The sequence below is a fragment of the Nannocystis pusilla genome (genome assembly GCF_020073745.1).
In the GTDB taxonomy this organism is placed as follows: Bacteria; Myxococcota_A; Polyangia; order Nannocystales; family Nannocystaceae; genus Nannocystis; species Nannocystis radixulma.
This window is the reverse complement of the sequence record NZ_JAIRAU010000044.1, coordinates 129,121-154,671: the sequence shown is the minus strand read 5'-3', so window position 1 is coordinate 154,671 and position 25,551 is coordinate 129,121. Positions and strand designations below refer to the sequence as shown.

At 72.7% G+C, this 25,551-nt stretch carries 20 protein-coding genes; 11 read left to right on the top strand and 9 right to left on the bottom strand.

What is annotated here, in order from left to right; all coding sequences use genetic code 11:
* Positions 1–367 precede the first annotated feature (367 nt).
* Both K7C98_RS32010 and K7C98_RS32005 read right to left on the bottom strand, forming a co-directional pair.
* Positions 368–1,222, bottom strand: a complete 855-nt coding sequence (locus tag K7C98_RS32010) for a hypothetical protein (protein ID WP_224195618.1) — start codon at positions 1,220–1,222, stop codon at positions 368–370.
* Positions 1,223–1,563: 341 nt separating this feature from the next.
* Positions 1,564–1,956 (bottom strand): hypothetical protein, encoded by a 393-nt coding sequence (locus K7C98_RS32005; protein WP_224195617.1) that lies wholly within the window; start codon positions 1,954–1,956, stop codon positions 1,564–1,566.
* 85 nt (positions 1,957–2,041) lie between these two features.
* On the opposite strand from K7C98_RS32005, the gene K7C98_RS32000 reads away from it, so the two are divergent.
* Positions 2,042–4,414 (top strand): FG-GAP repeat domain-containing protein, encoded by a 2,373-nt coding sequence (locus K7C98_RS32000; RefSeq protein ID WP_224195616.1) that lies wholly within the window; start codon positions 2,042–2,044, stop codon positions 4,412–4,414.
* Between the two features lie 77 nt (positions 4,415–4,491).
* Here the strand turns inward: K7C98_RS32000 and K7C98_RS31995 are convergent, their stop codons facing one another.
* The 3 genes from K7C98_RS31995 to K7C98_RS31985 form a co-directional block, all read right to left on the bottom strand.
* Entirely contained in the window at positions 4,492–5,157 is a 666-nt protein-coding gene (locus K7C98_RS31995) for a hypothetical protein (RefSeq protein WP_224195615.1), read from the bottom strand.
* Positions 5,158–5,311: 154 nt separating this feature from the next.
* Entirely contained in the window at positions 5,312–8,332 is a 3,021-nt protein-coding gene (locus K7C98_RS31990) for an RNA repair domain-containing protein (protein WP_224195614.1), read from the bottom strand.
* A 132-nt stretch (positions 8,333–8,464) separates the two neighbouring features.
* Entirely contained in the window at positions 8,465–8,950 is a 486-nt protein-coding gene (locus K7C98_RS31985) for a hypothetical protein (RefSeq protein ID WP_224195613.1), read from the bottom strand.
* 179 nt (positions 8,951–9,129) lie between these two features.
* Here K7C98_RS31985 and K7C98_RS31980 point away from each other — a divergent pair, with 179 nt between their 5' ends.
* From K7C98_RS31980 to K7C98_RS31970, 3 genes are all read left to right on the top strand, one after another.
* Complete coding sequence (locus K7C98_RS31980) at positions 9,130–10,704, top strand: right-handed parallel beta-helix repeat-containing protein (RefSeq protein WP_224195612.1); 1,575 nt, start codon at positions 9,130–9,132, stop codon at positions 10,702–10,704.
* Between the two features lie 231 nt (positions 10,705–10,935).
* Positions 10,936–12,642 carry a gamma-glutamyltransferase gene (gene ggt, locus K7C98_RS31975; protein WP_224195611.1) on the top strand — a complete coding sequence of 569 codons (1,707 nt, stop codon included), beginning with the start codon at positions 10,936–10,938 and terminating at the stop codon, positions 12,640–12,642.
* Between the two features lie 253 nt (positions 12,643–12,895).
* Positions 12,896–14,857: an IgGFc-binding protein gene (locus K7C98_RS31970; RefSeq protein ID WP_224195610.1), complete on the top strand. Its 1,962-nt coding sequence runs from the start codon at positions 12,896–12,898 to the stop codon at positions 14,855–14,857.
* A 45-nt stretch (positions 14,858–14,902) separates the two neighbouring features.
* Here K7C98_RS31970 and K7C98_RS31965 read toward each other — a convergent pair whose 3' ends face one another.
* A complete protein-coding gene (locus K7C98_RS31965; protein WP_224195609.1) occupies positions 14,903–15,733 on the bottom strand; it encodes an SDR family NAD(P)-dependent oxidoreductase in 831 nt (276 codons plus the stop codon).
* A 237-nt stretch (positions 15,734–15,970) separates the two neighbouring features.
* Here K7C98_RS31965 and K7C98_RS31960 point away from each other — a divergent pair, with 237 nt between their 5' ends.
* The 6 genes from K7C98_RS31960 (at position 15,971) to K7C98_RS31935 (ending at position 22,612) form a co-directional block, all read left to right on the top strand.
* Positions 15,971–16,945, top strand: a complete 975-nt coding sequence (locus K7C98_RS31960) for a hypothetical protein (protein WP_224195608.1) — start codon at positions 15,971–15,973, stop codon at positions 16,943–16,945.
* A gap of 33 nt (positions 16,946–16,978) precedes the next feature.
* Positions 16,979–18,682 carry a hypothetical protein gene (locus tag K7C98_RS31955; RefSeq protein WP_224195607.1) on the top strand — a complete coding sequence of 568 codons (1,704 nt, stop codon included), beginning with the start codon at positions 16,979–16,981 and terminating at the stop codon, positions 18,680–18,682.
* Between the two features lie 220 nt (positions 18,683–18,902).
* Positions 18,903–19,241, top strand: a complete 339-nt coding sequence (locus K7C98_RS31950) for a hypothetical protein (RefSeq protein ID WP_224195606.1) — start codon at positions 18,903–18,905, stop codon at positions 19,239–19,241.
* Between the two features lie 107 nt (positions 19,242–19,348).
* Positions 19,349–19,954 (top strand): histidine phosphatase family protein, encoded by a 606-nt coding sequence (locus tag K7C98_RS31945; protein WP_224195605.1) that lies wholly within the window; start codon positions 19,349–19,351, stop codon positions 19,952–19,954.
* A 485-nt stretch (positions 19,955–20,439) separates the two neighbouring features.
* Complete coding sequence (locus tag K7C98_RS31940) at positions 20,440–21,777, top strand: SIR2 family NAD-dependent protein deacylase (protein ID WP_224195604.1); 1,338 nt, start codon at positions 20,440–20,442, stop codon at positions 21,775–21,777.
* Positions 21,761–22,612: a biotin/lipoyl-containing protein gene (locus tag K7C98_RS31935; protein ID WP_224195603.1), complete on the top strand. Its 852-nt coding sequence runs from the start codon at positions 21,761–21,763 to the stop codon at positions 22,610–22,612. Before K7C98_RS31940 ends, K7C98_RS31935 begins: the two co-directional genes overlap by 17 nt.
* Before the next feature lie 34 nt (positions 22,613–22,646).
* Here the strand turns inward: K7C98_RS31935 and K7C98_RS31930 are convergent, their stop codons facing one another.
* Genes K7C98_RS31930 through K7C98_RS31920 form a run of 3 tightly spaced genes read right to left on the bottom strand, consistent with a single transcriptional unit; the run spans position 22,647 to position 24,465 of the window.
* A complete protein-coding gene (locus tag K7C98_RS31930; protein ID WP_224195602.1) occupies positions 22,647–23,120 on the bottom strand; it encodes a hypothetical protein in 474 nt (157 codons plus the stop codon).
* Positions 23,121–23,179: 59 nt separating this feature from the next.
* Positions 23,180–23,563: an antibiotic biosynthesis monooxygenase family protein gene (locus tag K7C98_RS31925; RefSeq protein WP_224195601.1), complete on the bottom strand. Its 384-nt coding sequence runs from the start codon at positions 23,561–23,563 to the stop codon at positions 23,180–23,182.
* Between the two features lie 17 nt (positions 23,564–23,580).
* Positions 23,581–24,465, bottom strand: coding sequence for an NAD(P)H-binding protein (locus tag K7C98_RS31920; protein WP_224195600.1), 885 nt, complete (start codon positions 24,463–24,465; stop codon positions 23,581–23,583).
* Between the two features lie 80 nt (positions 24,466–24,545).
* On the opposite strand from K7C98_RS31920, the gene K7C98_RS31915 reads away from it, so the two are divergent.
* Entirely contained in the window at positions 24,546–25,487 is a 942-nt protein-coding gene (locus K7C98_RS31915; protein ID WP_224195599.1) for a LysR family transcriptional regulator, read from the top strand.
* Positions 25,488–25,551 lie beyond the last annotated feature (64 nt).

Genomic DNA, 25,551 nt, shown 5'->3' with positions numbered 1-25,551 from the left:
AACCATCTCAAGATAATGCCATTCAGAGCGCGATTTAGACGCGATGGTAAGTGACCAAACGAGATGTTGTATGAATCGAGCGCATCGCTACTCGATGTTCGGAGATGCGCGGAAGTGCGCGCCGAGTTCGCCTTTTCCTGAACGGAACCGAACCGAAATTACACGCGGCGCCTTTGCACTGGGCGTGCCGTCCCCGAGCTCCAGAAAAACAGCCCTTGCGCCGCTTGCCGTCGGACGAAGACGGCCAGCGCTGGCCGACCACGTCCAGCACGAGAGCCGCGCGCTTGCGCTCAGGCTGCGCGAGCGCGTCCCGGTCGGGCGAGGCCGCGCCCGAATCAGATGCGGCGGAGAGCCGCGCGTGTGCTTCTCACAATGCCGACCGCCCTCGGGCACGCGCTCGCCGCTCGCCGAGAAAGGCGCCGGCGAAGTACGGACTGGACGAGGAGACGGCCGGCAGCGGGCCGAGATCATGCCCCGACAGGCGAGCCCGGTTGTCGAGGTCTGCGTCCGAGTCGGCGCCTGCGGCCGCTCGTCGTGCGTCCACGAGCTGATGAACGCCAGCGTCGCACGCCCCCTCGGGCTCGCCGTGATAGCGACCGCGACGCTCGCTCATCTCGATACGGGCGCTCGTTCCCGCGCCGAGCGACACAAACACCACCCCGTCAGGAAGCCGCACGGCCACGGGCTCCCGCACGGCCGCACGTGACGCCATCCAGCACTGGGCGAGGATCGCATCAGCCTGATCCCAGGTCGCGGCCGCCACCTCGATCGCCTGCCTCTCCCAATCTTGCGGGTCAAACAGGGCGATCGGCCACTCCGCATAGCTCTGGAGCAGCGCTTGACGTCGCGGAAACTGGTCCCAGGACCACTCGTCCACCCACGCCGAGCGTTCCTGATTGTCGAGCCACAGATCGACGAGCTCGGCCGGCTCTTCGATCGCCGGCAACCACACCGTCGGGACGACGTGCCACGGCACCTCGTCGCGATAGCTCATCCAATCCTTGCGCCGCGGCTCGCTCCACACCCGATACTCCTCGTCGCTGGTCTTCGTCACCTCGAACTCACGCCAGCGCCGTTGGACCGTGACCAGGACCCCGGATTGATGGTGCGACAGCAGCAAGTTCGGGCGACCGGGCGCCGAGGCGCACAGCGACGGCGTCTGATCCGGGAGCGTCGCGCGGGCGTGCAGCAGCGCGCGGCGCCGGCCCGCGGGCTCGAGCACTGCGAGCGCATGAAACAGCGACGGATCGGAATCGTAATCGTCGTCCGTCCAGTCGGCAACATGGTCGAGCAGCCGCGAGATGACCGGCTGTGGCGGCGCGGGCCTGTGAACGACGAAGCGGGCGTGCTCGTTCGGCGGTGTCGCGTTGAGCAGGTGGATCTGGTCGCCGAGCGCAGACGCGAAAGGATGTACCCGTCACGGACCGGCATTCGCCGCACGGGTACGAGCGCCGTGAATGAGGCAACAAGCGCCTGTACGATGGCCAGCCCGGGCCGTCGTACGGGCGCGGACATCTGCCAGCGCCCATGTTCGCCTCAAAGCCCGCGACGGCGGTCCGCCTCTCATGGCTGCCGCCGTGCAACTTGAGTCCAGGCAGGTCGGGCCAGCGCGGCGAGCTCGCGCACCTCCGGGTGGTCCCGGCGCACGGCGGCCCACGCAGCCGCCACGGCGCCGGTCTGCGCCTCGTCCGCACGGGCCGGGGTCGACAGCCGCAGAGCGCCCTCGTCGCCGGCGCCATGGGCGGTCAGCTCGCACGCGGGTTCGCGCAGGGCGAGCTGCACCTCGTCGGGCCGGCGCTCGCGGCCCTCCGAGCTGCGCGAACGCAGCGAGTCGCTATCCACATGCACGAGCGTGCATCGCCGCGACACCTTGTGCCCCGGTCGCCGCGGGCGAAATGCGAAGTCGTCGACGCTCACGGCCAGCCGCGCAGCCTCGATCGCAACGATCTCGGCCATCGCGACCTCGGCGCCGACCCGAGGGCAATTGCGCCGTGAGCTCGTCCCGCTATCGGCGACGAACGAGCTTCGTTACCCTGTGCGCATGAAGCCTACCCCGAGAATGCTCCTGTGCTGCGGTCTCGCGTTCGGCGCGGCCTGCGGTGACGATGCCCGCGAGTCCGCCACGGAGAGCCTCACCTCGACGTCGCCCACGACCACTGCGACGGACGGCACCCCGACGTCGACCGAGGCCGGCAGCGACGCGGGTACCGGCACCGCCAGCGACTCGCAACCGACCACGACCACGCAGCCGAGCGGCACCGACGGCACCGACAGCACCACCGCGGAGCCCGTGTGTCCGGCCGACTGCGCCGACCATGGCGGCATCTGCACCGGCGGCGAGTGCTGTCCGACCGAAGATCGCGCCTGCGGCGACACCTGCTGCCCGGAGGGCGGCTTCTGCTCGTTCAACACCTGCGTCACCCCCGGCAACGCCTGCATCGACGCCAGCGAGTGCGCCGACGACGAATATTGCGAGTACTCGCTCGGCGAGCCGGAGATGATGGGCGGCATGTGCCAGGGCGGCGTCACCCCGGCGACCGGCAAGTGCCTGCCGTCGCCGCCGGTCTGCCTGGACGGCCAGGACCCCGGCGACCCGCCGACCTGCCTGTCGAAGTGCGAGTACAAGCCGCCGCCCGGGGCGTTCACGCCGGTCGTCAAGTATCACTGGGACAAGGGCGACGTCATGATGACGCCGATCGTCGTCCAGCTCGACGACGACAACTGCGACCTGATCGTCGACGAGCGCGACATCCCCGAGATCGCGTTCTCGACCTTCGACAACGGCGACTACCAGAACAATGGCACGATCCACGCCATCTCGATCGTCGACGGCCAGATCGTCGAGAAGTGGACCTACTTCGACGCGGTCGACCCGATCGCCCCCGGGCGCGAGCTCGCGGGCGGGGACATCGACGGGCTGCCCGGCAACGAGGTCGTCGCCAGCACCACGACCGGCAAGATCGTCGCGTTCAGGGGCGACGGCACCGTCCTGTGGACCTCGCCGGCCCAGGGCTCCGGCGTGTTCGTCTCGATCACCGACCTCGATCAGGACGGCATCCCCGAGGTCCTGACCCCGAGCGCCGTCCTCGACGGCAAGACCGGCGCGATCGAGACGATGCTCCCCGGCAGCTACGTCAACACCGCCGCCGACCTCGACGGCGACGGTCAGCTCGACATCGTCCATTCCCGCGGCGCCTACAACGCGGCCGGCGGCGTGCTGGCGACCACCGGCCTCGAGGGCTCGTGGAGCGCGGTCGCCGACCTCGACCTCGACGGCAAGGCCGAGGTCGCCACGATCGCCAACGGCGGCCCCCTGCTGCCCCACCACTTGATCATCTGGCGCCACGACCCGATGGCCGCGAACGGGGCCCAGATCCTCCGCGCCGGCATCGACATCAACGGCGCGCTCTCGCCGGACCTGTGCCCCGTCGGGTCGGCCGGCAACACCAACGGCGGCGGCCCGCAGACGATCGCCGACTTCAACGGCGACGGCACGCCCGACGTCGCCGTCGCCGGCGGGGTCGGCTACGCCGTGTTCGACGGCAAGAAGCTGATGGACCCGAACGTGCCCGACGCGGAGACCTTCCTGTGGATCAAGCAGACCCAGGACTGCTCGTCGGCGGCCACCGGCTCCTCGGTGTTCGACTTCGACGGCGACGGCTCGGCCGAGGTCGTCTACTCCGACGAGACGACCCTGCGCGTGTACAAGGGCAGCGACGGCACCGTGCTGTGGAGCACCTGCAACACCACCGGCACGCTCGTCGAGTATCCGCTGGTCGCCGACGTCGACGGCGACGGACACGCCGACATCGTCGCCGTCTCCAACGATTATTCCGGCCTCACCTGCGAGGGCACCAAGCAGACCGGCGTGCGGATCTTCGGCGACAGCCTCGGCACCTGGGTGCGGACCCGCCGCGTGTGGAATCAACACACCTATCATGTGACCAACACCGAGGAGGGCGGCGTCACCCCGACGATCGAGGCCGCCAACTGGAAGGTGCCCGGGCTCAACAACTTCCGGCAGAACGTCCAGCCCGAGGGCGAGTTCGCGGCGCCCGACCTCATCGTCGACCTGCGCCTGCAATGCGCGCCCGAGGCCTACGGGCTCACCGCGCGCGTCCGCAACATCGGCGAGGCCTCGGTCCCGGTCGGCGTCCCGGTCTACTTCTACGAGGGCGACCCGGACAGCGGCGGCGTCCTGCTCGGCATGGGCGTGACGACGAAGGTGCTCTACCCCGCCGAGGCCGAGGAGGTCGTGCTGGTGCTGCCGAACCCGCCCCCCGGGGTCGTCGACGGCAGCTCGGTCGTGTGGGTCGTCGTCGACGACGCCATGCCGATGCACGCCTGGCACGAGTGCCGGGTCGACAACAACCGCGCCTCCGGCACCGGCAAGTGCCCGCGCCCGCCCGGCTGAGCCCAGGCTTCACCCGTCGACGCACCGCACGCGACGCCCACGCCGGGCGTCGCGGACCGATCGGTGCCAGGCACCGCCTAACAGTCGACGCCCTTCCGGAAATAGTGGCTCACGGTGGCGCCGTTGGGATTGGCGAGGTCGCCGTTGGGCGCCGGGCGGACGCGGGCCTTCTGCAGGTCGTGGCCGAGATTGCCGCAGAACCCGGGCGTGAAGCTGGCCCGGCAGCGGTAGCTGCCGTCCGGCCGCTGAGCGTACGTCGCCTGCTGCGTCTTGTTGGTGAGCTGCGTCCAGGCCGAACCGGGGTTGGGCCGATGCCAGCGCTCGATCAGGATGTACGAGTTGGTGCACAGGATCAGATCGTTGAGCGAGAAGGCCCCGGAGTACTGCGGGAAATCGCCGAGCGCCGACTGCCCTGCCGGGTAGTCCGACGTGTGTCGATTGAGGTCGACCTGATGGATGACGCAGGAGTACGCGTCGGTCTGGTGGTGCCACGAAAAGTTACCCTCGGCGAACGTCTCGGCGTCGAGGAAACAGAGGGCGCGCGGGCTGGCGTCCTCGCCCGGCTCGAGCTCCTCGTGAGCCGCGGCGAACTCGTCGAGCGGCTCCATCTCCTCCAACTCGACCGCGTCGTCGAGCTCGGCGAGATCGAGCTCCTCTTCCGCGATGCAGCCCGATGCGAGCTGCGTCACGGCGAGCAGGGTGATGGTGACGGAGAGCGTGATGCGAGAGCGTGTGCTGTTCATGTCGGTGCGGTGGAGACCGCATCCCCGAGTTGTGACGCGCCCGGGCAAGAAAATTCTTCGTGAGCGAGCGCGTGAAGCGCACGGACGGCCCGGGCGCAAAGGCGCAGCCCGCTGGCGAGGCGCAGCACCTCGCGCAGCACGCCTTTGTCTGCGCTCACCCGTCGACGAACCGCGCCGTCAATTCAGCCCCGCCCGGACGCTCCTCCCAGCCAGCGAACGCCCCCGCGATCGCCTCGCCGACTGCCACGATTCCCGTCGCGTCTCCCCCGTCGACCCCGAGCACCCACGTCATCTCGCCCGCCTCGCCGTGCAGCGGTCGCGGGTACGGCCGCACCCGCGCCCCCGCCCCCTCGAGCGCGAGGATCCACCCCACCGCCTGTCCCTCGAGCCAGCCGACGCAGATCGCCAGCTCCGGCCCCGCCGCCCGCACCGTCAGCTCGACCCGCCGCGACTCCGCCGCCGGATCGACCGCCGCCATCAACTCCGCCGCGTCGCAGGCGTGCCCGCGCCGCAGCTCCGCGTGGAGCAGCGCCAGCGTCGAGCGCGTCACCCCGCGCGCCGAGTTGAACACCGGCGGCGTCGGCGTGAAGATCGGCCACGGCGGCCTGCGCCCGCCCTTCGCCGCCGGCAGCGGCCCGAACGCGATCGGCTCGCCCGGCGCCCGCGCGGCCAGCGTTTCAAAAAAGTGCCGCAACAGCGCCGCGGGCTCGGCCGGCACCCCCGCGTCGATCGCCGCCCGCACCGTGAAGCCGACCACGAGCGCCCACGTGTACCCGCCGAGCAGCCCCCACGCCCCTGCGTCGAGCTGCCGCGCCCGCGCCCACCGCCGCACCTCGGCCAGCGTCGCGCGGAACACCGCGACGTCGAGCTTCTCCGCGACCAGGCGGGCCAGCGCGTCGGCGTCCACGCACCCGAGCGCGGCCCGGCGGCTGGCCTCGTCGAGCCCGGCCAGCGCCTCGGGCTCCAGCGCCGCCAGCTCGCGCGCGTGCAGCCACGCCGGCAGCCCCGCGTACTGCAGGTCGACCGCGATCCCCTCGAAGCTGCACTTCAGGACAGGTAGCCCCGCGCTCGTCACCGTGCGCACCGCCTGCAGCGCCCCCGCGTCCGCCAGCCGCCGCGTCAGCGCCGCGAACAGCTCCTCCCTCACGCCCTCGGGCCCGGCCCACACCAGGTCGAGGTCGGCGTCGGGGCGGGCCACGCCGAGCCGCGCCGATCCGACCACGTGCACGTGCGACGACTCGACCACCGCCGCGCCCGCGCGGGCGAACGCCGCCACCACCCGCGCGTGCGCCGGCGACGGCAGCACCGCCCACGGCGGCAGCGTCACGACCGACATGTCCTCTACGACATGTCCCTGGAAAACATCCGGAACCGTCGCGCGGATCTCGAAAGGCGCCTCGTCGCGGCGGCTGATCAGGTGGACCGCCTCGACCGTGAAGCAGATCGGCGCCAGCTCCTTGTCCCAGCGCGCGACCGCGGCCGCGATCTCGGCCTCGCTCCCGCTCAGCTTGGCGATCGTCAGGTGCGGCGTGAAGCCGGGCCCGCGCGACGACTGCTCGTCGCACAGGGGGAACAGCGCCGCCGCGGCCGCCTGCAGGGCCTGCAGCGCGCCGGGCGGGTCGCTGATCGGCTCGAGCCACACCGTCGTGCTGCCGCGGTGGTCGAAGCGGCGCAGGCCCTCGAGGCGCACGCGCAGCGGCAGCAGCCCGCGCAGCGCCGGCTCCAGCGCCGCGGCCGCGTCGGCGAACAGCGCCTCGGGCACGAACCCGTACACCAAATTGATGTGCGGCATCCAGCGCTCGTGGCTCGGGTCGTGCCAGGCGCGGATCGCCTCGATCGCCGGCCACGCCGACTCCGGCGGGATCACCACCAGCGCGCTGCGGTGCACCGGCGCCGCCTCGGCCAGCCGGGCCCGCCGCGCGGCAGCCTCGGCGCCCTCGACCACCTGCAGCAGCGCGCACACGCCGAAGTGGTCCGACGCGAACATCGGCTGTCCTTCGGGACCTGTCCCGAAGGGCCTGTCCCCGAACAGCGTCGCGTCGATGGCCGCCAGCGCCCCCGCCGGCGAGCGCAGCAGCACGCGGTCGAAGCGGGCCGCCCGGCCGCTGCGGGTCGCCAGCGCCGCCAGCGGGTTGGCGACCGGGTCGAAGGTGAAGCCCGGGTGGTGCGGATGGACCTCGCGCCACACGTCGACGAGGCCGGCGCGCGCCATCTGGGCGTCCTCCTCGCCGTCGCCGAAGTTGAGGTCGCCGAGGACCAGCGCGTCGTCGACGTCGGCGCGAGCCAGCCGCTCGGCCAGCACCCCGAGCTGCTCGGCCCGGCGGCGATCGGCGTCGTCGTGGCGGTTGCTCGTCAAATGCACCGCAGCGATCGCCAGGCGACGGCCCGCGAGCGCGAGCCGGCCCACCACCAGCCGCTTGCGCGGCGAGAACGCGTGCACCTCGACCGCCAGCGGCCAGCGCGACAGCAGCACCTGCCCGTACGGCACCAGCCCCTCGGCGTCTGGCCCTTCGGACACGTGGTAATTCGCCTGCACCCACGGCGCCGCCAGCAGCGCCGCCCACAGCGTCGGCGTCACCTCTTGCAGCGCGATGACGTCGGCGTCGCGCTCGCGCAGCAGCTCGAGGCAGGCCGGCGTGCGCCGCTCGCTGTACAGCTGCTCGGGCTCGTAGAGGTCGAACAGCACGTTGTAGGTCGCGACCTGCAGCGACTCGACCCGCGCCTCGGCCAGCCCGGCCGCCGCGACCGGCAGCCACGCCCCGCGCGTCGGCTCGTAGCGCCAGCACGGCCGGGTCGTGAACGCCGCCGGGGCAGCCCCCGCGCGCGCCTTCCCGCGCCGCGCCGCCGGGGCCGGCGCGACCGTCGGCGCCGGCGCGCACGCGCGGGCGATCGCCGGGTGATCGGCGGCCGCGCTGTCACCTGACCCGAAGACCAGATCGATGCGCGCCCGCCGGTCCCACACCACCAGCTCGCCGGCCTTGATGAAGAAGATCCGGTGCCACGGGATCTCGTTGTCGCCGGCGAGGAAATCGGCCAGCGGCGCCTCGCGCACCCCCGCGAACCGCTCCTCGTAGCCGACCACGAACCGGCGCGCGTCGAACACCGGGTCGAAGCGCAGCCGTCCGACGACGTCCTGCACCGGCCGCAGCCCTTGCCTGTCGCGTTGCTTCGCCATGACCCGACCTCGCGGCGGCCTCGCCGGCGGGGCTCAGGAGGTTAGTGCCGCCGGGCTGAAAACACCAGAAGTCCGGGGTAGAATCGCGCCTGGAGGGTGCTCCCAGCGGGAGGAAGGGCGGACCTGCGCCGCTCAACCGCCGCAGACGGCCGCATCGGCCGCTGGTGGCACGCCGACCAGGCACGAGTGGGGGAAGCACTCCGACTCGAGCTCGGCGAAATACTCATGGTCGTCCATGTCGACGCATTGGATCGTGCCGGTGTGATCGCACGGGGCGCTGTTGTATTTGTGGGCGCAGCCGACGTACTCCTGTTCGGCGTGCAGGCACCAGGCGTCGCCGTCCTGCTCGTACCGGCGCCCGAACGCGGCGACGCAGCATCGATCGTCTTCGCAATCCGCCGCGTCGGCGCCGAAGCACAGGTAATCGCCGGCGCAGGCGGGATCGTCGCCCGAGGTGGGCGCGGTCGTCCCCGTCGACTCCGACCCCGACCCGCTGCCCGTCCCGTCCGTCGTGCTCGTACCGCCCGACGTACTCGACCCACTGCCTGTCTTCGTGTCGTCGGTCGGGTTGCACGCGCACGCCAGCGCGAGGACGAGGCAGCGGCAGAGGTCGCGCATCGCGGCAGGATGCCACGCTCGTCGGCGCGCCGCAACGGCGCGCGCCGGCCACTCGCTCACGACGCGGACGCCGGTGCATCGCGCGCGGGTGCTCCTCGGATCGAGGGGCCCGCGGGCGACGAGCAATTTCACGAGCTCGCGTCCGCAACCGCGCCCCGGCGCGGTGCTACCGTCGCGCCATGCATCGCTCGCTTCTCGTTGTTTCATCGCTCCTCTTCACCGCGCTCGCCGGCGCCACCGCTCGGGCCGCCGACGTGCCGGTGGCCGACGTCGACGCGCTCTTGCAGGCCATCGCCGCCGCCCAGCCGGGCGACACGATCGTCCTCGCCGCCGGCGACTACGAGGTGCACCAGAACAAGATCGCCTGCGAGACGCCCGGCACCGCCGACGCCCCGATCACCGTCCGCGCCGCCGAGCCCGGCGCCGCCAAGCTGCGCTTCGACGCGCTCGAGGGCTTCCACGTGCGCGCCCCCTGGTGGGTGTTCGAGGGCCTCGACATCGAGGGCATCTGCGCCGCCGACAGCGACTGCGAGCACGCCTTCCACGTCACCGGCGACGCCAGCAACACCCACATCGTCCGCAACCGGCTGCACGGCTTCAACGCCATGATCAAGGGCAACGGCGAGCCGATCGGGCCCGGCATGAGCTACGTGCACCCCGACGACGTCGTCGTCGAGTACAACGAGTTCTTCAACCCCGCGCCGCGCGACACCGGCAACCCGGTCACCCCGATCGACGTGGTCGGCGGCCAGCGGTGGATCCTCCGCGGCAACTTCATCCACGACCACGCCAAGGGCGGCGGCGACAACATCAGCTACGCCGCCTTCCTCAAGGGTCACTCCAAGGACGGCCTCATCGAGCGCAACCTCGTCGTCTGCGAGCTGCTCCACAGCGGCCAGGTGCGGCTCGGCCTGTCGCTCGGCGGCGGCGGCTCGGGGCCCGACATGATCTGCGAGGACGGCGCCTGCAAGCCGGAGCACGAGCGAGGCATCGTCCGCAACAACATCGTCCTCAACTGCCCCGCCGACGTCGGCATCTACATCAACGCCGGCGCCGACTCGAAGATCCTCAACAACACCCTCTACAACACCGCCGGCATCGACATGCGCTTCGCCGAGACCACCGGCGTCGTCCACAACAACCTCCTGATGGGCAAGATCCGCGACCGCGACGGCGCCGTCACCGACAAGCAGAACAACCTCGTCGAGGCCACCCTCGAGCAATTCGCCGCGTGGTTCGTCGACCCCGCCGCGCAGGACTTCACGCTCGTCGACGGCGCCGCCATCGTCGACCTCGGCCTCGCGGTGCCCGACGTCACCGACGACTACTGCGGCAACCTCCGCGACGACGGCACGCCCGACATCGGCGCGATCGAGTACGACGGCGACGGCTGCAACGGCGGCCTGCCGGCCGAGACCGGCGGCGACGAGCCGTCGACCACCGGCGATCCCACCGGCGGCGACACCACCACCGGCGACCCGACGGGCGGCGATCCGACCACCGGCGACCTGCCGACGTCCGGCGCCACCGACGACCCGACCACCGGCAGTCCGGGCAGCGCGACCGACAGCGCCCCGACGACCGACGACACCACCGGCGCCGCCACCGAACCGGGCAGCGCCAGCGCCGGCGACACCTCGCCCGAGCAGGACGACGACGGCGGCTGCGGCTGCCGCAGCGGCTCGCCGCTCGGCGGTCCGCTGGTGCTCCTGGCCCTCGCGGCGGTGCGTCGCCGCCGGCCTCGCCGCGCCTGAGCCGGCGACGGCCGCCAATCATCACAGGGCACGCTCGCCGGCGAATGGCCGCATCCCCATGCGTCGGTCGGCGACCCGGCGGCCGCGCCTCGGCGCGCCGGTTGCCGGGGCCGCGCCGCATGTCATGGTAGCGCCTCTCGCGTCGGCGCCTCGGTCGGCGCGGCATCACCATTGCTACCACCGACCGCCGCGTCGAACGGAGCCCGCATGCGCGCACGCCTCCTCTGCACAATGTCGACCGTCTGCCTCGCCCTCGCCTCCGCGACCGCCGCGGCCGAGGCGAAGCCGACGATGGTCACCTCGATCGGGCCGATCGTCGGCGGCGAGGACGGGATGGTCGTCTCGTCGAACAACGACGCCGCGCGGGTCGGCGCGGCGGTCCTCGCCGACGGCGGCAACGCCGTCGACGCCGCGGTCGCCATGCAGTTCGCGCTCGGCGTCGCCGAGCCGGGCTACTCCGGCATCGGCGGCGGCGGCTTCATGATGATCTACGACGCCGACACGAAGAGCGTCACCGTCATCGACAGCCGCGAGCGCGCCCCCGCGAAGGCCAAGGCCGGCATGTTCCTGCAGCCGGACGGCAAGCCGGTGCCGTTCGAGCTGCGGCGCACGCTCGGGGTCGCGGTCGGGGTCCCGGGCGCGCTCGCCGGCCTGCAGGCGGCGCTCGACGAGTTCGGCACCCGCTCGCTCGCCGCCCTCATCGAGCCCTCGATCGCGCTGGCCGAGCACGGCGTGGTCGTCACCAAGCTGCTCGCCGACAGCCTCGCCGAGCACGGCGCCATCCTGACCGAGAACCCCATCGCGAGCGCCGTGTTCTTCCCCGACGGCGAGCCGCTGCAGATCGGCGACCTGCTGGTCCAGCCCGACCTCGCCGAGACCATGAGGACCCTCGCCGACGACGGCATCGACGCCTTCTACCGCGGCGAGATCGGCGAGGCCTTCGTCGCCGAGGTCAAGGCCGCCGGCGGCAAGATGACGCTGGCCGACCTCAAGAACTACGAGGTCACCTTCGACGAGCCCCTCACCGGTCGCTACGGCGATTACGAGCTCTTCACCGCCGCGCCGCCCAGCTCGGGCGGGATCACGGTGCTGCAATTCCTCGATCTACTCGAGACCGTCGGCGTCGGCAAGCACGCCGTCGGCTCGAGCGCGCGTTACCACCTCGTCATGAAGGCGATGCAGCTCGCGTTCGCCGACCGCAACGCCTACCTCGGCGACCCCGAATTCGTCCCCCTCGATCTCGGGGCGTGGCTGGACCCGAAGTACATCGCCAAGCGGGCGGCGCTGATCGAGCTCGACGGCAACACCTGCCCGCTGCCCCCCGGCGACCTCGGCGGGATGGCCGCGGCCGCGGACCTCGTCGACGACGTGCGCGCCGACCCGCAGACCACCCACGTCAACGTCGCCGATCGCTGGGGCAACCTCGTCAGCTTCACCACCTCCATCGAGCAGCACTACGGGACCGGTCGGATGCTCCCCGGCTACGGCTTCTTCCTCAACAATCAGCTGACCGACTTCGACCCGCGGCCCGGCCGCCCGAACTCGCCCGCGCCCGACAAGCGGCCGCTCAGCAGCATGTCGCCGACCCTGGTGTTCCGCGACGGCGCGCCGGTCTACGCCCTCGGCTCGCCGGGCGGCCCGCGGATCATCGCCGCCGTCGCGCAGGTGCTCCTCAACCTGCTCGAGTACGGCCTCGAGCTCGAGCCGGCGGTCGCCCTCCCGCGCGTGTTCAGCGACCTCTGTGACCGCAAGGCGCGCTGGGAGCCCGGCCTGCCGGCGGCCGTCCGCACCAAGCTCAAGCAATGGGGCCACGGCCTCCGCGACGACCCGGAGGACGTGGGCGACGTCGGCGTGATCCGCCGCGAGGGCGGCACCTTCGTCGGCGTCGCCGATCCTCGCCGCGACGGCGTCGCCGTCGGTCTCACGCGCACCGAGTGAGCGGTCGAGCTCGCGCTCGGCCGCGCGAAGAACCTGTCCTCAAGTGCATATGGTCGCGAGCGCGCCGCGATTCGCGTGACTCGTGACGGACACGCGGACACCGGCGAAAACGCGCCGCATCCGCGCTGCACCCGTCGCTCGGTGCGTGTGTTTCATCGCCTGCCACGGCTGACGAGCCGGCTCGCGATGTCCGCGGACGGCGCCGCACGAGCAGTTCGCCAGCGACCGCGACGTCGCTGGTAGGATGGCTCGCATGTCGTTTGATTCGCTTCGTTCGCACTGCCCTCGCGCGCCCATCGTCCTGTCGGCGGCCCTCGCCGCCTGCGGGGGCGACTCGAGCGCCGCGACGGACGCCACCAGCACCCAGACCTCGGTCACCGGCCAGACGGGCACGGACGGTCCGCCGACGACCGGCACCACGAACGCGAGCACGGACGCCTCCGGCACCGGCACGGCCACCGAGGGCGACCCCACCGGCCCGCTGCCGACCACCGGCACCACCACGAGCAGCACCACCGACGGCACCACCGGCACCACCACGCTCGACACCACCACGAGCGGCACCACCGGCACCACCGCCGTCGATCCGAGCGCGACCAACACCGACAGCGGCGGCTCGTGCATCAAGTGCAGCCCCGACCTGCACGGCGTCGAGACCTGCGAGGGCGAGCTGGTGTTCGAGTGCGAGGGCACCGACGGCTGCGACGACGAGACCGTCAGCTGCATCAACGCCTGTCAGGCGGCCGAGAACAGCAAGCAGTCGGTCGGTTGCGAGTACTACGCCACCTTCATGCAGCACCACGACGGCCCGCAGTCGCGCTGCTTCGCCGCGTTCGTGGCCAACACCTGGAACACCCCGGCCAAGCTGGCGGTCACGCGCCAGGGCCAGCCTCTCGACATCGCCACCTTCGCGCGGATCCCCACCGGCATGGGCCAGGGCTTGTCGTACGGCCCCTACGACCCCGTCGCCGGCCTCGCGCCGGGCGAGGTCGCGATCCTCTTCCTCGCCGGTCCGCAGGGCAACCCGCAGCAGGGCTCGGCCCCGTGCCCGGTGGCCAGCGCGGTGCCGCAGGGCGCCGACGTCGCCGGCACCGGTCTCGGGCACAGCTTCCGGATCAGCTCCGACGTGCCGGTCGTCGCCTATCAGATCAACCCGTACGGAGGCGGCAGCGCGGCCGTCACCGGCGCCTCGCTGCTGCTGCCGACCAGCGCGTGGGACACCAATTACGTCGTCATCAATTCGCTGCCGGCCTCGATCGGCCAGCCCTCGGCCAACATCATCGCCCACCACGACGACACCACCGTCAAGATCGAGCCGGTCGTCGCGCTGGCGGGCGGCGGCGGGATCCCGGGCAGCCCCGCCGGCGTGCCCGTCGAGTTCAAGCTCGACGCCGGCCAGCACGCGCAGCTGACCCAGACCGCCGAGCTCACCGGCAGCGTGATCCAGTCCGACAAGCCGATCGGATTGATGGGCGGGCACACCGGCATGCAGGCCCCGGTCGGCACCGCCTACTCCGATCACGCCGAGCAGATGATCCCGCCGATCCGCGCGCTCGGCAGCGAGTACGTCGGCGTCATGTACCGCCCGCGCGTCAACGAGCCGGCGATCTGGCGGGTCGTCGGCGCCGTCGACGGCACCGAGCTGACGTGGAGCACCGACGTCGGCGGCCCGGCGACGCTCAGCCGCGGCGACAAGGTCGAGTTCATCACCAGCACCCCGTTCGTCGTCAGCAGCCAGGACGACGACCACCCGTTCTTCCTGTTCACGTACATGAGCGGCTCGACCTGGATGCCGAACCTCAGCGGCCGCGGCGACTCGGACTACGTCATCAGCGTCCCGGTCGACCAGTACTTGCCGCGCTACGTGTTCTTCACCGACCCGACCTACCCCGAGACCAACCTCGTGCTCGTGCGCACCAAGACGGAGGACGACGTGTTCGAGGACGTCACGCTCGACTGCGCCGGCGTCGTCGGCGGCTGGCAGGGCGTCGGCGACTACGAGTGGACGCGCGTCGACCTCAGCACCGGCAACTTCCAGCCGGTCGGCGGCTGCACCACCGGTCGCCGCGAGATCTCGAGCGCCGGTCGCTTCGGCATGTGGATCTGGGGCTGGGGTTCGCCGAATACCACGCCGATCACGCAGAACGTCTCGTACGGCTACCCCGCCGGCATGAACGTGCGGCTCATCAACGACGTGATCATCACCCCGCAGTGACGGGGTGGGCGGGCCGCGGCGACGCCACGCCGCGGCCGGAGCGGCTCAGATGTTCTTGCGCGCGACCGCCACGGTCAGCCGCTGGTAGAGCGACGGCAAGAGCCGCGCCATGAAGTCGATCACGAGCGCGTCGGGGCCGACGAGCACGCGGCGCTTGTTCTTCGCCACCCCGCGGAGGATCGCCTCGGCGGCGGCCTCCGCGGAGGTGATGAAGTTCTTCTCGAACTTGAGGTTGGCGCTGTTCGGGTCGGCGCCGAGCGAGGCGATGCTCGGGTCGATGCGCCCGGAGCGGGCGATGTTGGTCTTGATCCCGCCGGGGTGCACGCTGGTGGCCGAGACGCCGCAGCGGAGGATGTCGAGCTCCTGGCGCAGCGACTCGGTGAAGCCGCGGACGGCGAATTTGGCGGCGTTGTAGGCCGACTGCGACGGCACGCCGATGAGCCCGAACACCGACGACGTATTGACGACGTGGCCCTCGCCCGAGGCCTTGAGGTGCGGCAGGAACGCGCGCGTGCCGTGGACCACGCCCCAGAAGTTGATGTTCATCAGCCACTCGAAGTCTTCCTGGCGCATGCCCTCGACCGTGGCGCCGAGGCCGACCCCCGCGTTGTTGAAGATCAGGTTGGCCTTGCCGTGGTCACGGACGACCTGATCGGCCCATGCGTACACCGCCTCGCGGTCGGCCACGTCGACGCGCTGGGTCGTCACCTTGACGCGGGCGCCTTGCAGCTGCGCCGCGGTCTCGGCCAGCCCGCGCTCGTCGATGTCGGACAGCGCGAGGTGACAGCCGCGCCGCGCCAGCGCCAGCGCCAGTGTCCGGCCCATGCCCGAGCCGGCGCCCGTGATCGCTGCGACCCTGTCGGTGAACTCCTTCATGGCGCGGGGGATAGCAGCTTTGCCGGCCACTGTCGCCACCGCCTCCCGCCGGCCGCGGACGCGGTCGAACGATCGACACACTGCGGCGACCATGGATTCACGCGCGGCAGCCGCGACCCGCGTCCGCGGTCGCGCCCCCGCTGTCGCCCGGCCCTCGGCTGAGCTCACGCGGAGCGACCTCACGGGTGCGCCGCGCTCGACGCAGACGCCTCCGCGCGGGTACCGTGTCGTGTGATCATGCCTTGTTCTTATTCGCCCCGCACGACCCTCGCGCTCGCCCTCGTGAGCGGCGCCGCGGCCTGCGTCGACGACACGACCACGCCGCTCGACGAACGGGTGCTGCGGGTCCCCGAGGGCTTCGAGCTCTGCCTCGTCTCGCCCTCCCCGTTCACCTTTCGCGACGCCCCGCTCTTTCACTACCGCGGCGTCCTGCGCCTCGACGCCGGCGACGTCGCGCTGCCGTCCGGGCCTCACGGCGAGGCCGAGGCGTGGCTCCCCTATTCATTACAGTCGAGCGTCGGCGGGCCCGAGGTCCCCGGCGGCGAGAGCCCCGGCGCCGTCAGCCTCGCGCCGGACAGCGCCCCCGGACTGCCCCAGGGCGACAAACCCGGCTGGGAGCTCGCGGCCTACACCGACGATCCCGCCGCCGAGCCGTGGGGCCGGCGCCTGCATCTTCAGGTCGCCTACCCCACCGACACCACCGAGTTCGATCTATCACCGCTGCCCCTCCTCGACCGCGAGGGCCGGCTGCGCGTGCTCGCCTCGGTCCCCGGCGTCGCCGCCGACGATCCGCCGCTGCGCGTCCGCGCCGCCCCGTGCGAGCGCGACGACCTCGACGTCGATCGCGTCGACGTCACCCTCGCCGAGGGGGCCGTCTCGTTCCACACGCGCCCCGCCGTCTCGCGGCACCAGCTCGGCTTCACGGTCCTGGCCGAGGGCGAGGTCGACGGCATCGCCATCGACGTCGACAAATACTGGGACCTGGAGTATTCGGCCGGCGACGTCAATGACGCCTACGGATTTCAGCCGTCGATGGCGGTGCGATTCGCCGAGCAGGCCGACGGCGCCTGCATCTTGCTCGTCCGGTCCGACCCGCAGGCGGCCGAGACGACCTGGCAGGCGCGGCTCCTCGACTGCGCGCAGAACCCCCTGCGCGAGCTCACCGTCGAATCCGTCGACATCGTCCAGGGCGGCGGCCACCCGCGCTGGTGAATCACCCGACACCGCCCGCGATCCTCGGCGCCCATGTCTCTCCACGATCGGTTCTTCCGCCCCTCCGATGTCCTCGCCGATCTGCGATGGGTCCGCGCGCGCCTCCTCGATCCCGCCGCGCCGGCCGACGAGCGCTCGCACGGGCGCGTGACCAGCGGCGACCTCCTGCACCGCTGGTCGGGCAGCGGGCGTCGGCCGGCCCGCGACGGCATCTTCTGCCAGAAGATCTTCGGCCCCCTGACCGACTTCCGCTGCGCCTGCGGCGACGTCTCCGGAGCGGAGCACGCAGGCACCACGTGCGAGCGCTGCGGCGTCCTCTGCACCACCGCCGACGTGCGCCGGCGGCGTCACGGCCACATCGAGGTCGCGGGCGTGCTGCACCCCGCGCTCGCGCCCCTCGTCGCGCGGGCGCTGGGGCTGTCGGTCGAGCAGGTGCGAGCCGTCGCCCGCTGCCAGGCCTGGCTCGACGGCGACACCTGTCATTGGCTGCCGGACGACGAGTCCTGCGACGAGCTCGACACGACCGGCCCTGCCGCGCTCGTCGCCGCGCTCGTCCGGGTCGGCGCCGACCCGGCCCTGGTCGACCTGGCGCTCCTGCGCACCATCCCCGTCCCGCCGCCGGGGCTGCGCCCGTTCGTGGCCGACCTCGGCCCCGCGATGGTCGACCCGTGGATCGGCCCCCTCAACGAGGCCTGGCGCACCTTCGTGCTCGAGGTCAACCAGCAGCTCCGCCTGCTCGAGATCGGCGTCCCGCCGATCATCGAGATGCACGGCCAGCGCCGGGTGCAGGAGCGCTTCGAATCACTGGTGCAGTGGACCGCGTCACCGCCCGCGTTCGAGCGCCCGTGGCCCGAGCCTGCCCCGCCCGCGCAGCCGGTGCGCCTCATGGGCCCGCCCGGCCGCCTCCGCGACGACGTCGGCGCCGGGGTCGTCGGCCTCGTCTTCGTCGACGACGAGCGGCTGTTCGTCCAGCGACCCCACGGCTCCTGGCTCGTCACCACCGCCGGCGACGTCCTCGCGCGCTTCCCCTCGTGCGGGCGGATCGCCGCCAGCGTGCACGGCTCGCGCCTGCGCATGCCGGCGTGGATCGGCAACGAATGGGAATGGTTCGACCAGGACGAATACTGGGACGCGAAGGCGGGTCGCGCCAGCCTCGCCGTGCTCGACCTCGCCACCGGCGAATACCTCGACACCTACCCCGCCGATCTGCCGCAGCGCCACCTCGAGCACGACCAGCCGGAGGACCTGCTCGTCACCGGCGTCGCCGGCGAGCCCGTGTCGGGCGCCCTGCGCTGGGGCGGCGATCGCCCCGCCGTGCTCGCCACCACACGAGACGGCCGCTTCGCGTGGGTCGGCGAGGACCAATCCACCGCGGTCCTCGATCTCGACACCGGCGTCCCCCAGCTCGATCCGGTGATGGAGTCGCACGCCGACGACGAGGCCCCCGTCGTGAGCCTCTCGGCCGACGCGCCCGACGTGCGCGACGAGGCCAGCGCCGGCGAGATGGCGACCGCGCTCGGCCTGACGCCGCAGCGGCGGTTTCGCATCCTCCACGGCACCGGCGTGGTCAGCGACGGCGAGCAGCGGTGGTTCCGCGTCGACGCCTCGATCCTCGCCGCCGCGTTCAGCCCCGCCGCCGAACGGCTCGCCGTCGCCGCGGACGACGAGCTCGTCGTCATCGCCGTGCGCGACCCGCCCGCCATCCTCGCCCGCTTCGCCGCGCCGGACGACAGATGACGACGCCCTTCATGCACCTGCCCGAAGAGACATCTCACACATATGCCGCGCGAATGCCCGGCCGGCGAGCGAGCGTCCCCCGAAGCATCCAGGATCTCGCCGCCGGTGACGGCTTCGCCCGTGCGCCGGCGTCCGTCCCCTCGCGTCACGGCGGAGCCTCGCCGCCCCGGCCCAAAAGCGCGCCCCGAACGACCTCCGAGGTTGTATCGTCGGGGTCACCATGCCCACCGTCCGCGCGCGCTGGCTCGTCTGCTTGCTGTTGACCGCTTGCCCGCCCGGGCGCGACGAGACGATCGACACGGCCGGCGAGTCGTTCCCCTGCGGGGCGAACGGCGGCACCTGCCAGGCCGACGAGCTGTGCATCGTCGGCGGCCCCCACGATTGCTCGACCTGCGTGCCGCTGCCGGCCGCGTGCGACGGCGACGACTCGTGCGACTGCATCCCGCCGGGCACCGACGCGCAGTGGGGCAGCTTCGCCTGCGAGGACGCCGGCACCTGCGCCGCCGACGACGGCGGCCGCGTGCTCACCTGCGAGAGCATCACCTGGGACTGCGGCTGAACCGATCTCACTCGCACACGCCCCCGCGAAACCTCCGCCCTCGTGGACGGATCCGAATCGACACACTCGCCATGCCCGGCCCCCGCCCTCGCTCCGCCACCTCACCGTTGTTTCGCCTGTACGCCCGGCTGGGCCTGGCGAGCCTGCTCGCGCTGACCCTCACCGCCTGCAAGCCGGCCGCGCCCCCGCAGGCACCCACGGCCGGCGACGAGCCCGAGGTCGCCGCCCCGCGGGTGACCGTGATCCTCGTGCGCCACGGCGAAAAGGCGACCGACGACCCGCGCGACCCCGGCCTCAGCCCCGCCGGTGAGGCGCGAGCCCGGGCCCTGGCCGCCCTGCTCGCCCGCGCCGGCGTGACGCACCTGTTCGCCAGCGAGTACCGGCGCACCCGGGCGACCCTGGCACCGCTCGCCGGCGCGACCGGGCTCGCGGTCGTCGCATTACCCGCGGATGCGCCGCAGGAGCTGGTGATGGCGCTCCGCGCCCTCCCGACCGGAGCCATCGCCGTCGTCGCCGCCCACTCGAACACCGTGCCCGCGATCGTCGAGGCGCTCGGCGGGCAGGTCCGCGACACCGTCGAATCCAACGGCCAGCGCATGCTGCCCGACGACGCCTACGATCGGCTGTTCGTCGTCACCCTGGCGGGCGCGCCCGCGACCGACCCGCCGCAGACGCTCGAGCTGCTCTACGGCGAGGCCTCGCCGGCCCCGTGAGCCCGGCTTCCCCGGAACCTGGCCGAAAAGACATCCTCGCCCCGCCCGACGGCTTCGCGCCGACCTCTTTGCCGCGCGAGCACGTCTCCGCGCCGCAGTGGCGATTTCAAGCGACGGCGCGCCCGCGCAAAGGTGGTCCTCGTCGGCCGCCGCGGTGCGAGTCATATTCGGCTCCGGAGGAGGTCCCGATGAAGACGAAGAGCAAGGTCAAGGCCGGCACCAGCCATCACGGCTGAGCGCCCTGCGCCGAGCGCTCCGTCCGCGGGGCGCTCGGCGCTCTCGCTCACCCCGCAATTCGCAGGCCGCGTGCCCGTCCGCGGACCTGTCTCGAAGACCAGACCCCTGCGATCCGACGATCGGCTCCCCGAACCTCGCGGCCCCGCTTCGGACCCCCATCGCCTCCGACGCCCTGTACGTCGCGGCGAGCTCCATGTCCTTACGGACAGATGCGCGGAGGCGGCCCCCCGTGCCGCGGCCCCCGCACGATGTCACCGGGCCCTGGTCGGCCGAACCTCGTCGGGACCGAGCACGCCGCCACCCTCGTCGTCACGCTTGTGCGCGCGACGCTCCGCGGCGACACTCGCGGGATGCAGGGCTCGGCGATCGAGCAGGCCGCGGCCGCGCGCCGCCGGGGCGAGCTGGCGGAGGCAACGGAGGCCGCCGAGGCCGCCGTCGCTGCGGCGCCCGCCGATCCGCGCGCATGGGTGCTGTTGGGATCGATCGACCACCTGCGCGGTAACCTCGAGCGAGCCGCTTCGCGTTACCGGCGAGCCCTCGCGCTCGCTCCGCGCGACGCCGCGGCGCACGCGGCCCTGGCGGTCAACCTCGTGCAGCGCGGGCAGCCGGCGGCGGCGCGAGCCCACTTCGCCGCGGCGACAGCGGCCGACGCCTCGCCCCCGCTCGACGACCTGCAATGGCTGCAGGCGTTCCAGCAGGCGCGGGAGCTCGACGACGCCGGAGCGGCGCTCTCGTGGTCGCGCTGCGCCACCCCGCTGCCGTCCCCGCGCGAACCCGTGGAGCCGCCGATGGGCCCTCCTGCCGCGCGCGGGCGCGTGACCTGGTCGATCGCCGAGCTGACCGCGGCGCTCCGCACCTCAACAAGAATCGTCGCGCTGACCGGCGCCGGCATGTCTGCCGCGAGCGGGCTGCAGACCCGCAAGCAATTGTGGCAACAATTCCCGCGAGACGACGCGGTCAGCATCGCCCGCTTCCGCGAAGATCCCTCGACGCTGTGGTCGGTGATCCGCGCGTTCTGGGGCGACGTGCCGCACCTCGCCAACGCCGGCCATCACGCCCTCGCGCGCCTGCCCGGCCTCGCGGCGATCGTCACCCAGAACGTCGACGAGCTGCACCAGGCGGCGGCGGCCGCCGCCGGGCGAGCGACGCCGGTGATCGAGCTGCACGGGAGCCTGTCGCAGACGCGTTGCCTCGGCTGCGGGCGCCCGGGCGAGGCGACGGCGCAGGCCCTCGCGGCCGCGGACCGCCCGCTGCCGCCGCGCTGCGACTGCGGCGGCGTGCTCCGGCCGGACGTCGTGCTGTTCGGCGAGCAGGTCCCCGCCGCGATGATGGCAGCCGCGCGGGCGCAGGTGACTGCCGCCGACCTGCTGCTCGTGATCGGCTGCGCCATGGACGTCTCGCCCGCGCGCGAGCTGCCGCTGATCGCCGCGCGGGCCGGGGCGCGGATCGTCGAGCTGAAGCGTCGGCCGTCGCGCCTGGCCGCGGCCGTGCGCGTGCACCACCTCCCCGGCGCCGCGGAGGACATCCTGCCGGAGGTCGCCCGCGCGCTCGAACCAGCGGAGCAACGACATGACGCAGGACCCTGAGGACCGACCGCTGCTCGTCCGCTTGCCCGCGCTCGACCAGGACGCTTCGGGGCGGGTCCGCTTCCTCCGTCGCACCGGCGACGTCGTCAAGGCGGACGAGCCCATCCTCGAGGTCGACATCGGCAAGGTCGTCGCCGAGCTGACCGTCCCCCGCGCCGGCGTGGTCGGGCGGCTGTTCGCCGCCGACGACGACGAACTGCCAGTGGACGCGCCGCTCTACGAGCTGTGGCCGCTCCCGACGCCCGCGCCCGACGCCCCCCGCTTCCCCGCCCATACCGGCGTGCAGCAGCCCTGCGACGTCGAGCACCTGCTCGCCCGCGCCCGCCGACTCGCCGACGACCCGGCCGAGGTGCCTGCCGCCGAGATGGCGCTGCTGTGCGTCGCCACCCTGCGCGCCCTCACGGCCACGCCCACGCTGCTCGAGCGTGCGCTCGCCGAATTCCTCGCGGAGCCGGGCCTGCGGATCGCCTGCGGCGACGTCCAGGCCGACGGCGTGCGCTGGGTGCAGCTCGACGTCCGCCCCGACGCCTCGCCGGAGCAGCTCCTCGCCGCGCTCCGCAGCGGGACGCGGCTGCGCGACGGCGACGCGGCCCACGCGACCCTGCAGTTGGTCCGCATCGAGCCGCCCGCGCCGCCGCTCGTGCTGCCGGGCCCGCGCCTGCGCGCCGGGCTGACGATCTTCGCCGGCCCGCCGACGCCGCAGCCCGCCGTCGTCGACGCCGCCCTCGCGGTGCGAACGATCTCGACGCTGGCGATCACCGCCGACCCCACTGTCACGCTCGGCCCGCTGCTGCGCTTCTCACACGTGCTCGCGGAGCAGATCGGCGTGGTGTGATACGGCCTCGCACGCGCGGCAGTCGGCGCCAGCCTCAGGACGGGGCGATCACCATCAGGAGCTGCGCTCTGGGGTCGGAATCAACCGCTTCGCCCCATGCAGCAACGATCGCGCTCAAGCTCGCTCCAACGATATTCTGCCCGAGAACGGGCTCGGGAATCGCCCTCCCGTCCGGGCCTATCGTGATGGTCCCGCTGCGGAACAAGTAGATCCCCTGCAACCCCTCGCCGTAGTTCGCCTTGACGACCCCGATGTACGACGCTTCATCGATGTCATCGATCAGAACATAACCCGATGAGCCCGCCGATCCGACATTCATGAAAGTAGGCGGGCCCAGGGCCGTCGAGAAGCCGTTGTCCGTCAGGGCCCCCAATACTCCGGCGGACGCCACCACGCGGTCCGTCAGGCCGGCGAAGCCGTTGCGTGCACCGGCAAAAAGAGCATCGAGCTGCTGGAAGAGGCTGAGCAACTGGCAGATGAGATCCTTGACCTGTCCCTGCGTCGTCATGCGCGAAGCACCTTACCGCTCGCCCTCGCCGCGAACAACTGCGTCCCGCCGCGCTCGGCTCACGCGTCGCTGCCGGCGCGGCGGAGCTCGAGCAGGTCGGCCGTCACCTCGCCGGCGAACAGGGTCTCGAAGCTGTCGGGCTCGAACGCGCCGCGATACTTGGCGCGGGCCTCGTCGTCGGAGTGGTGCATCCGCGACTGCATCGCACGTTCCCACGTGGCGCGATCGGGCCACTGCGCGTACGCGACGACCACGCCGTCCTCGCCGCGGTGCAGCCGTGAGCCCCAGCCGCCGAACTCCTCCGCGATCGCCCGGGTGCCGGCGCGCCAGCCCTCCTCGAATTGTTGCTCGCGCCCGGGGATCAGCTTCCAGCGGTAGATGACGGCGAACATGACGACGCCCATGTAGCGCGGATCGCCGCCGCGAGCCACTCGGCCGCTCACCGCGCCCGGGCATCGGGCTACGACTGCGCGCGCGGCGGGCCGGCTTGAGACAGCAGCCCGCGCAGCACCTCCTCGATCGACGTCTGCGACGGCACGTGGCGCCGTCCGGGCTCCCAGGCGATGCGCCCGGCGATGAAGCCCGTCGTCATCTCCTGGAACAGCGCCGCGACCGGCGGCGGCACCCCGAGGCCGCGCAGCGTCGCCGCCTGCTCCGTCGCCGGCAGGGCGACGAGCGCCGGCCGGCGTCCGGTGATCCGGCCGATCGCGTCGGCGGTCTCGTTCGGCGTCACCGGCGAGCCGAGCTCGACCACCGCCCCGTCCTCGGTCGGACCCTCGAGGAGCAGCGTCGCCCCCAGGGCTCCGATGTCGCGCGTCGCCGCCGAGGGCAGCGGGAATTCGGGCGGGAAGAACGTCACGAGCTTGCCCTCGGCGAGGCTGCCCAGCGACGCCGCCACGTTCTCGTGGAAGTACCCCGGGCGCAGGAACGTCGCCCGCGTGCGCGACAGCCCGCGCAGCGCCTGCTCGCCGCGGTGGACCCCGACGATCGGCCCGGTCCCGGACGGCTGGCTCGCGCCGATCGACGACAGGAACACCAGGTGCGGCAGCGCGGCCGCCTCCGCCGCCGCCCGGAACGCCGCGAGCAGCCCCGCCTGCCAGCCGAACACGTCCGGCGCCGCCAGGTTCGGCGGCAGCAGCACGTAGGCGCCCTTCGCCCCGGCGAACGCCCGCGCCAGCGCCTCTGCGTCGCCGAGATCGGCGACCGCCACCTCGGCCCCGCGGGCCGCCCACGCCGCCCCCTTCGCCGCCTCGCGCACCACGACCCGGACCGCCTCCCCCCGCGAGAGCAGCGTCTCCGCCGCGACCTTGCCCGTGTGACCCGTGACTCCGCTGATGACGTACATGCTCGTTGCCTCCGCCGCTCAAGCTAACGCCCGCCGCGACATGCGCCCAGTGCAGCATGTACACTCGCGTCATGCATGGCATGCACGACGAACCGAACCTCGCCGCGCTCGACCTCAACCTGCTCGTCGTGCTCGAGGCGCTGCTCGCCGAGCGGCACGTCGCCCGCGCGGCCGGGCGGGTCGGCCTGTCGCCCTCGGCCACCAGCCACGCGCTCGCCCGCTTGCGGCGGCTGCTCGGCGACCCGCTGCTCGTGCGCGACGGCCAGACGCTCGTGCCCACCGCGCGGGCCGAGGCCCTCGCCCCGCGCCTCGCCGACGCGCTGGCCTCGTTGCGGACCGTGCTCGCCCCGCCGCCCGCGTTCGACCCGGCCACCGCGCGGCGGAGGTTCGTGCTCGGGCTCGCCGATTACGCGCAGTTCATCCTCCTGCCGCCATTGCTGGCGCGCCTCGCCGAGATCGCCCCGCACGTCGACCTCGTCGCGCGCGACTTCCCCCTCGAACGGCCGCTCGAGCGGCTCGACGAGCTCGACGTCCTCGTCGCTCCCGACCGCAGCCTCCCTCGCGGCGACCCGATCGGCCCGCACGTCGGCGCCGCCCTCCGCGAGCGCCGGCTGTTCCGCGAGCGCTTCGTCTGCGTCGCCCGGCGGGACCACCCGCGGATCGGCAAGAAGCTCGACCTCGCCACCTTCGTCGCCCTGCCGCACGCCTTCATCGCCCCGCGGGGGATCCCCGGCGGCGTCGTCGACGACCTGCTCGCCGAGCGCGGCCTGTCGCGCCGCGTCGCGCTGATGGTCCAGCACTTCCTCGTCGCGCCGTACGCGATCGCCGGCTCCGACCTCGTGATCACCCTCGCCGAGCGGGTCGCCCGCGCCTTCGCCACCCACCTGCCGCTGACGATCCACGAGCCGCCGCTGGCGATCCCACGGTTCGCCATGCACCTCTACTGGCACGAGCGTCGCCACCTCGACCCCGCCCATCAGTGGCTGCGCCAACAGCTGCTCGCGATCGGCAAGCAGCTCTGACCCTCGCCGCCGCGCCCGCGCCCGCCCCGCCACGCGCCGGCCGCGGCGTCGCGGCGTCGCGGCG

Bases quoted from the DNA above. Each gene is read 5' to 3' on its own strand.
- K7C98_RS31940 (WP_224195604.1), top strand. From the start codon at position 20,440: ATGTCACCGGGCCCTGGTCGGCCGAACCTCGTCGGGACCGAGCACGCC.
- K7C98_RS31920 (WP_224195600.1), bottom strand. From the start codon at position 24,465: ATGTACGTCATCAGCGGAGTCACGGGTCACACGGGCAAGGTCGCGGCG.
- ggt (WP_224195611.1), top strand. From the start codon at position 10,936: ATGTCGACCGTCTGCCTCGCCCTCGCCTCCGCGACCGCCGCGGCCGAG.
- K7C98_RS31955 (WP_224195607.1), top strand. From the start codon at position 16,979: ATGTCTCTCCACGATCGGTTCTTCCGCCCCTCCGATGTCCTCGCCGAT.
- K7C98_RS31915 (WP_224195599.1), top strand. From the start codon at position 24,546: ATGCACGACGAACCGAACCTCGCCGCGCTCGACCTCAACCTGCTCGTC.
- K7C98_RS31960 (WP_224195608.1), top strand. From the start codon at position 15,971: ATGCCTTGTTCTTATTCGCCCCGCACGACCCTCGCGCTCGCCCTCGTG.
- K7C98_RS31985 (WP_224195613.1), bottom strand. From the start codon at position 8,950: ATGCGCGACCTCTGCCGCTGCCTCGTCCTCGCGCTGGCGTGCGCGTGC.
- K7C98_RS31950 (WP_224195606.1), top strand. From the start codon at position 18,903: ATGCCCACCGTCCGCGCGCGCTGGCTCGTCTGCTTGCTGTTGACCGCT.
- K7C98_RS31935 (WP_224195603.1), top strand. From the start codon at position 21,761: ATGACGCAGGACCCTGAGGACCGACCGCTGCTCGTCCGCTTGCCCGCG.
- K7C98_RS31970 (WP_224195610.1), top strand. From the start codon at position 12,896: ATGTCGTTTGATTCGCTTCGTTCGCACTGCCCTCGCGCGCCCATCGTC.
- K7C98_RS31995 (WP_224195615.1), bottom strand. From the start codon at position 5,157: ATGAACAGCACACGCTCTCGCATCACGCTCTCCGTCACCATCACCCTG.
- K7C98_RS31980 (WP_224195612.1), top strand. From the start codon at position 9,130: ATGCATCGCTCGCTTCTCGTTGTTTCATCGCTCCTCTTCACCGCGCTC.
- K7C98_RS31990 (WP_224195614.1), bottom strand. From the start codon at position 8,332: ATGGCGAAGCAACGCGACAGGCAAGGGCTGCGGCCGGTGCAGGACGTC.
- K7C98_RS31965 (WP_224195609.1), bottom strand. From the start codon at position 15,733: ATGAAGGAGTTCACCGACAGGGTCGCAGCGATCACGGGCGCCGGCTCG.
- K7C98_RS32005 (WP_224195617.1), bottom strand. From the start codon at position 1,956: ATGGCCGAGATCGTTGCGATCGAGGCTGCGCGGCTGGCCGTGAGCGTC.
- K7C98_RS32000 (WP_224195616.1), top strand. From the start codon at position 2,042: ATGAAGCCTACCCCGAGAATGCTCCTGTGCTGCGGTCTCGCGTTCGGC.
- K7C98_RS31930 (WP_224195602.1), bottom strand. From the start codon at position 23,120: ATGACGACGCAGGGACAGGTCAAGGATCTCATCTGCCAGTTGCTCAGC.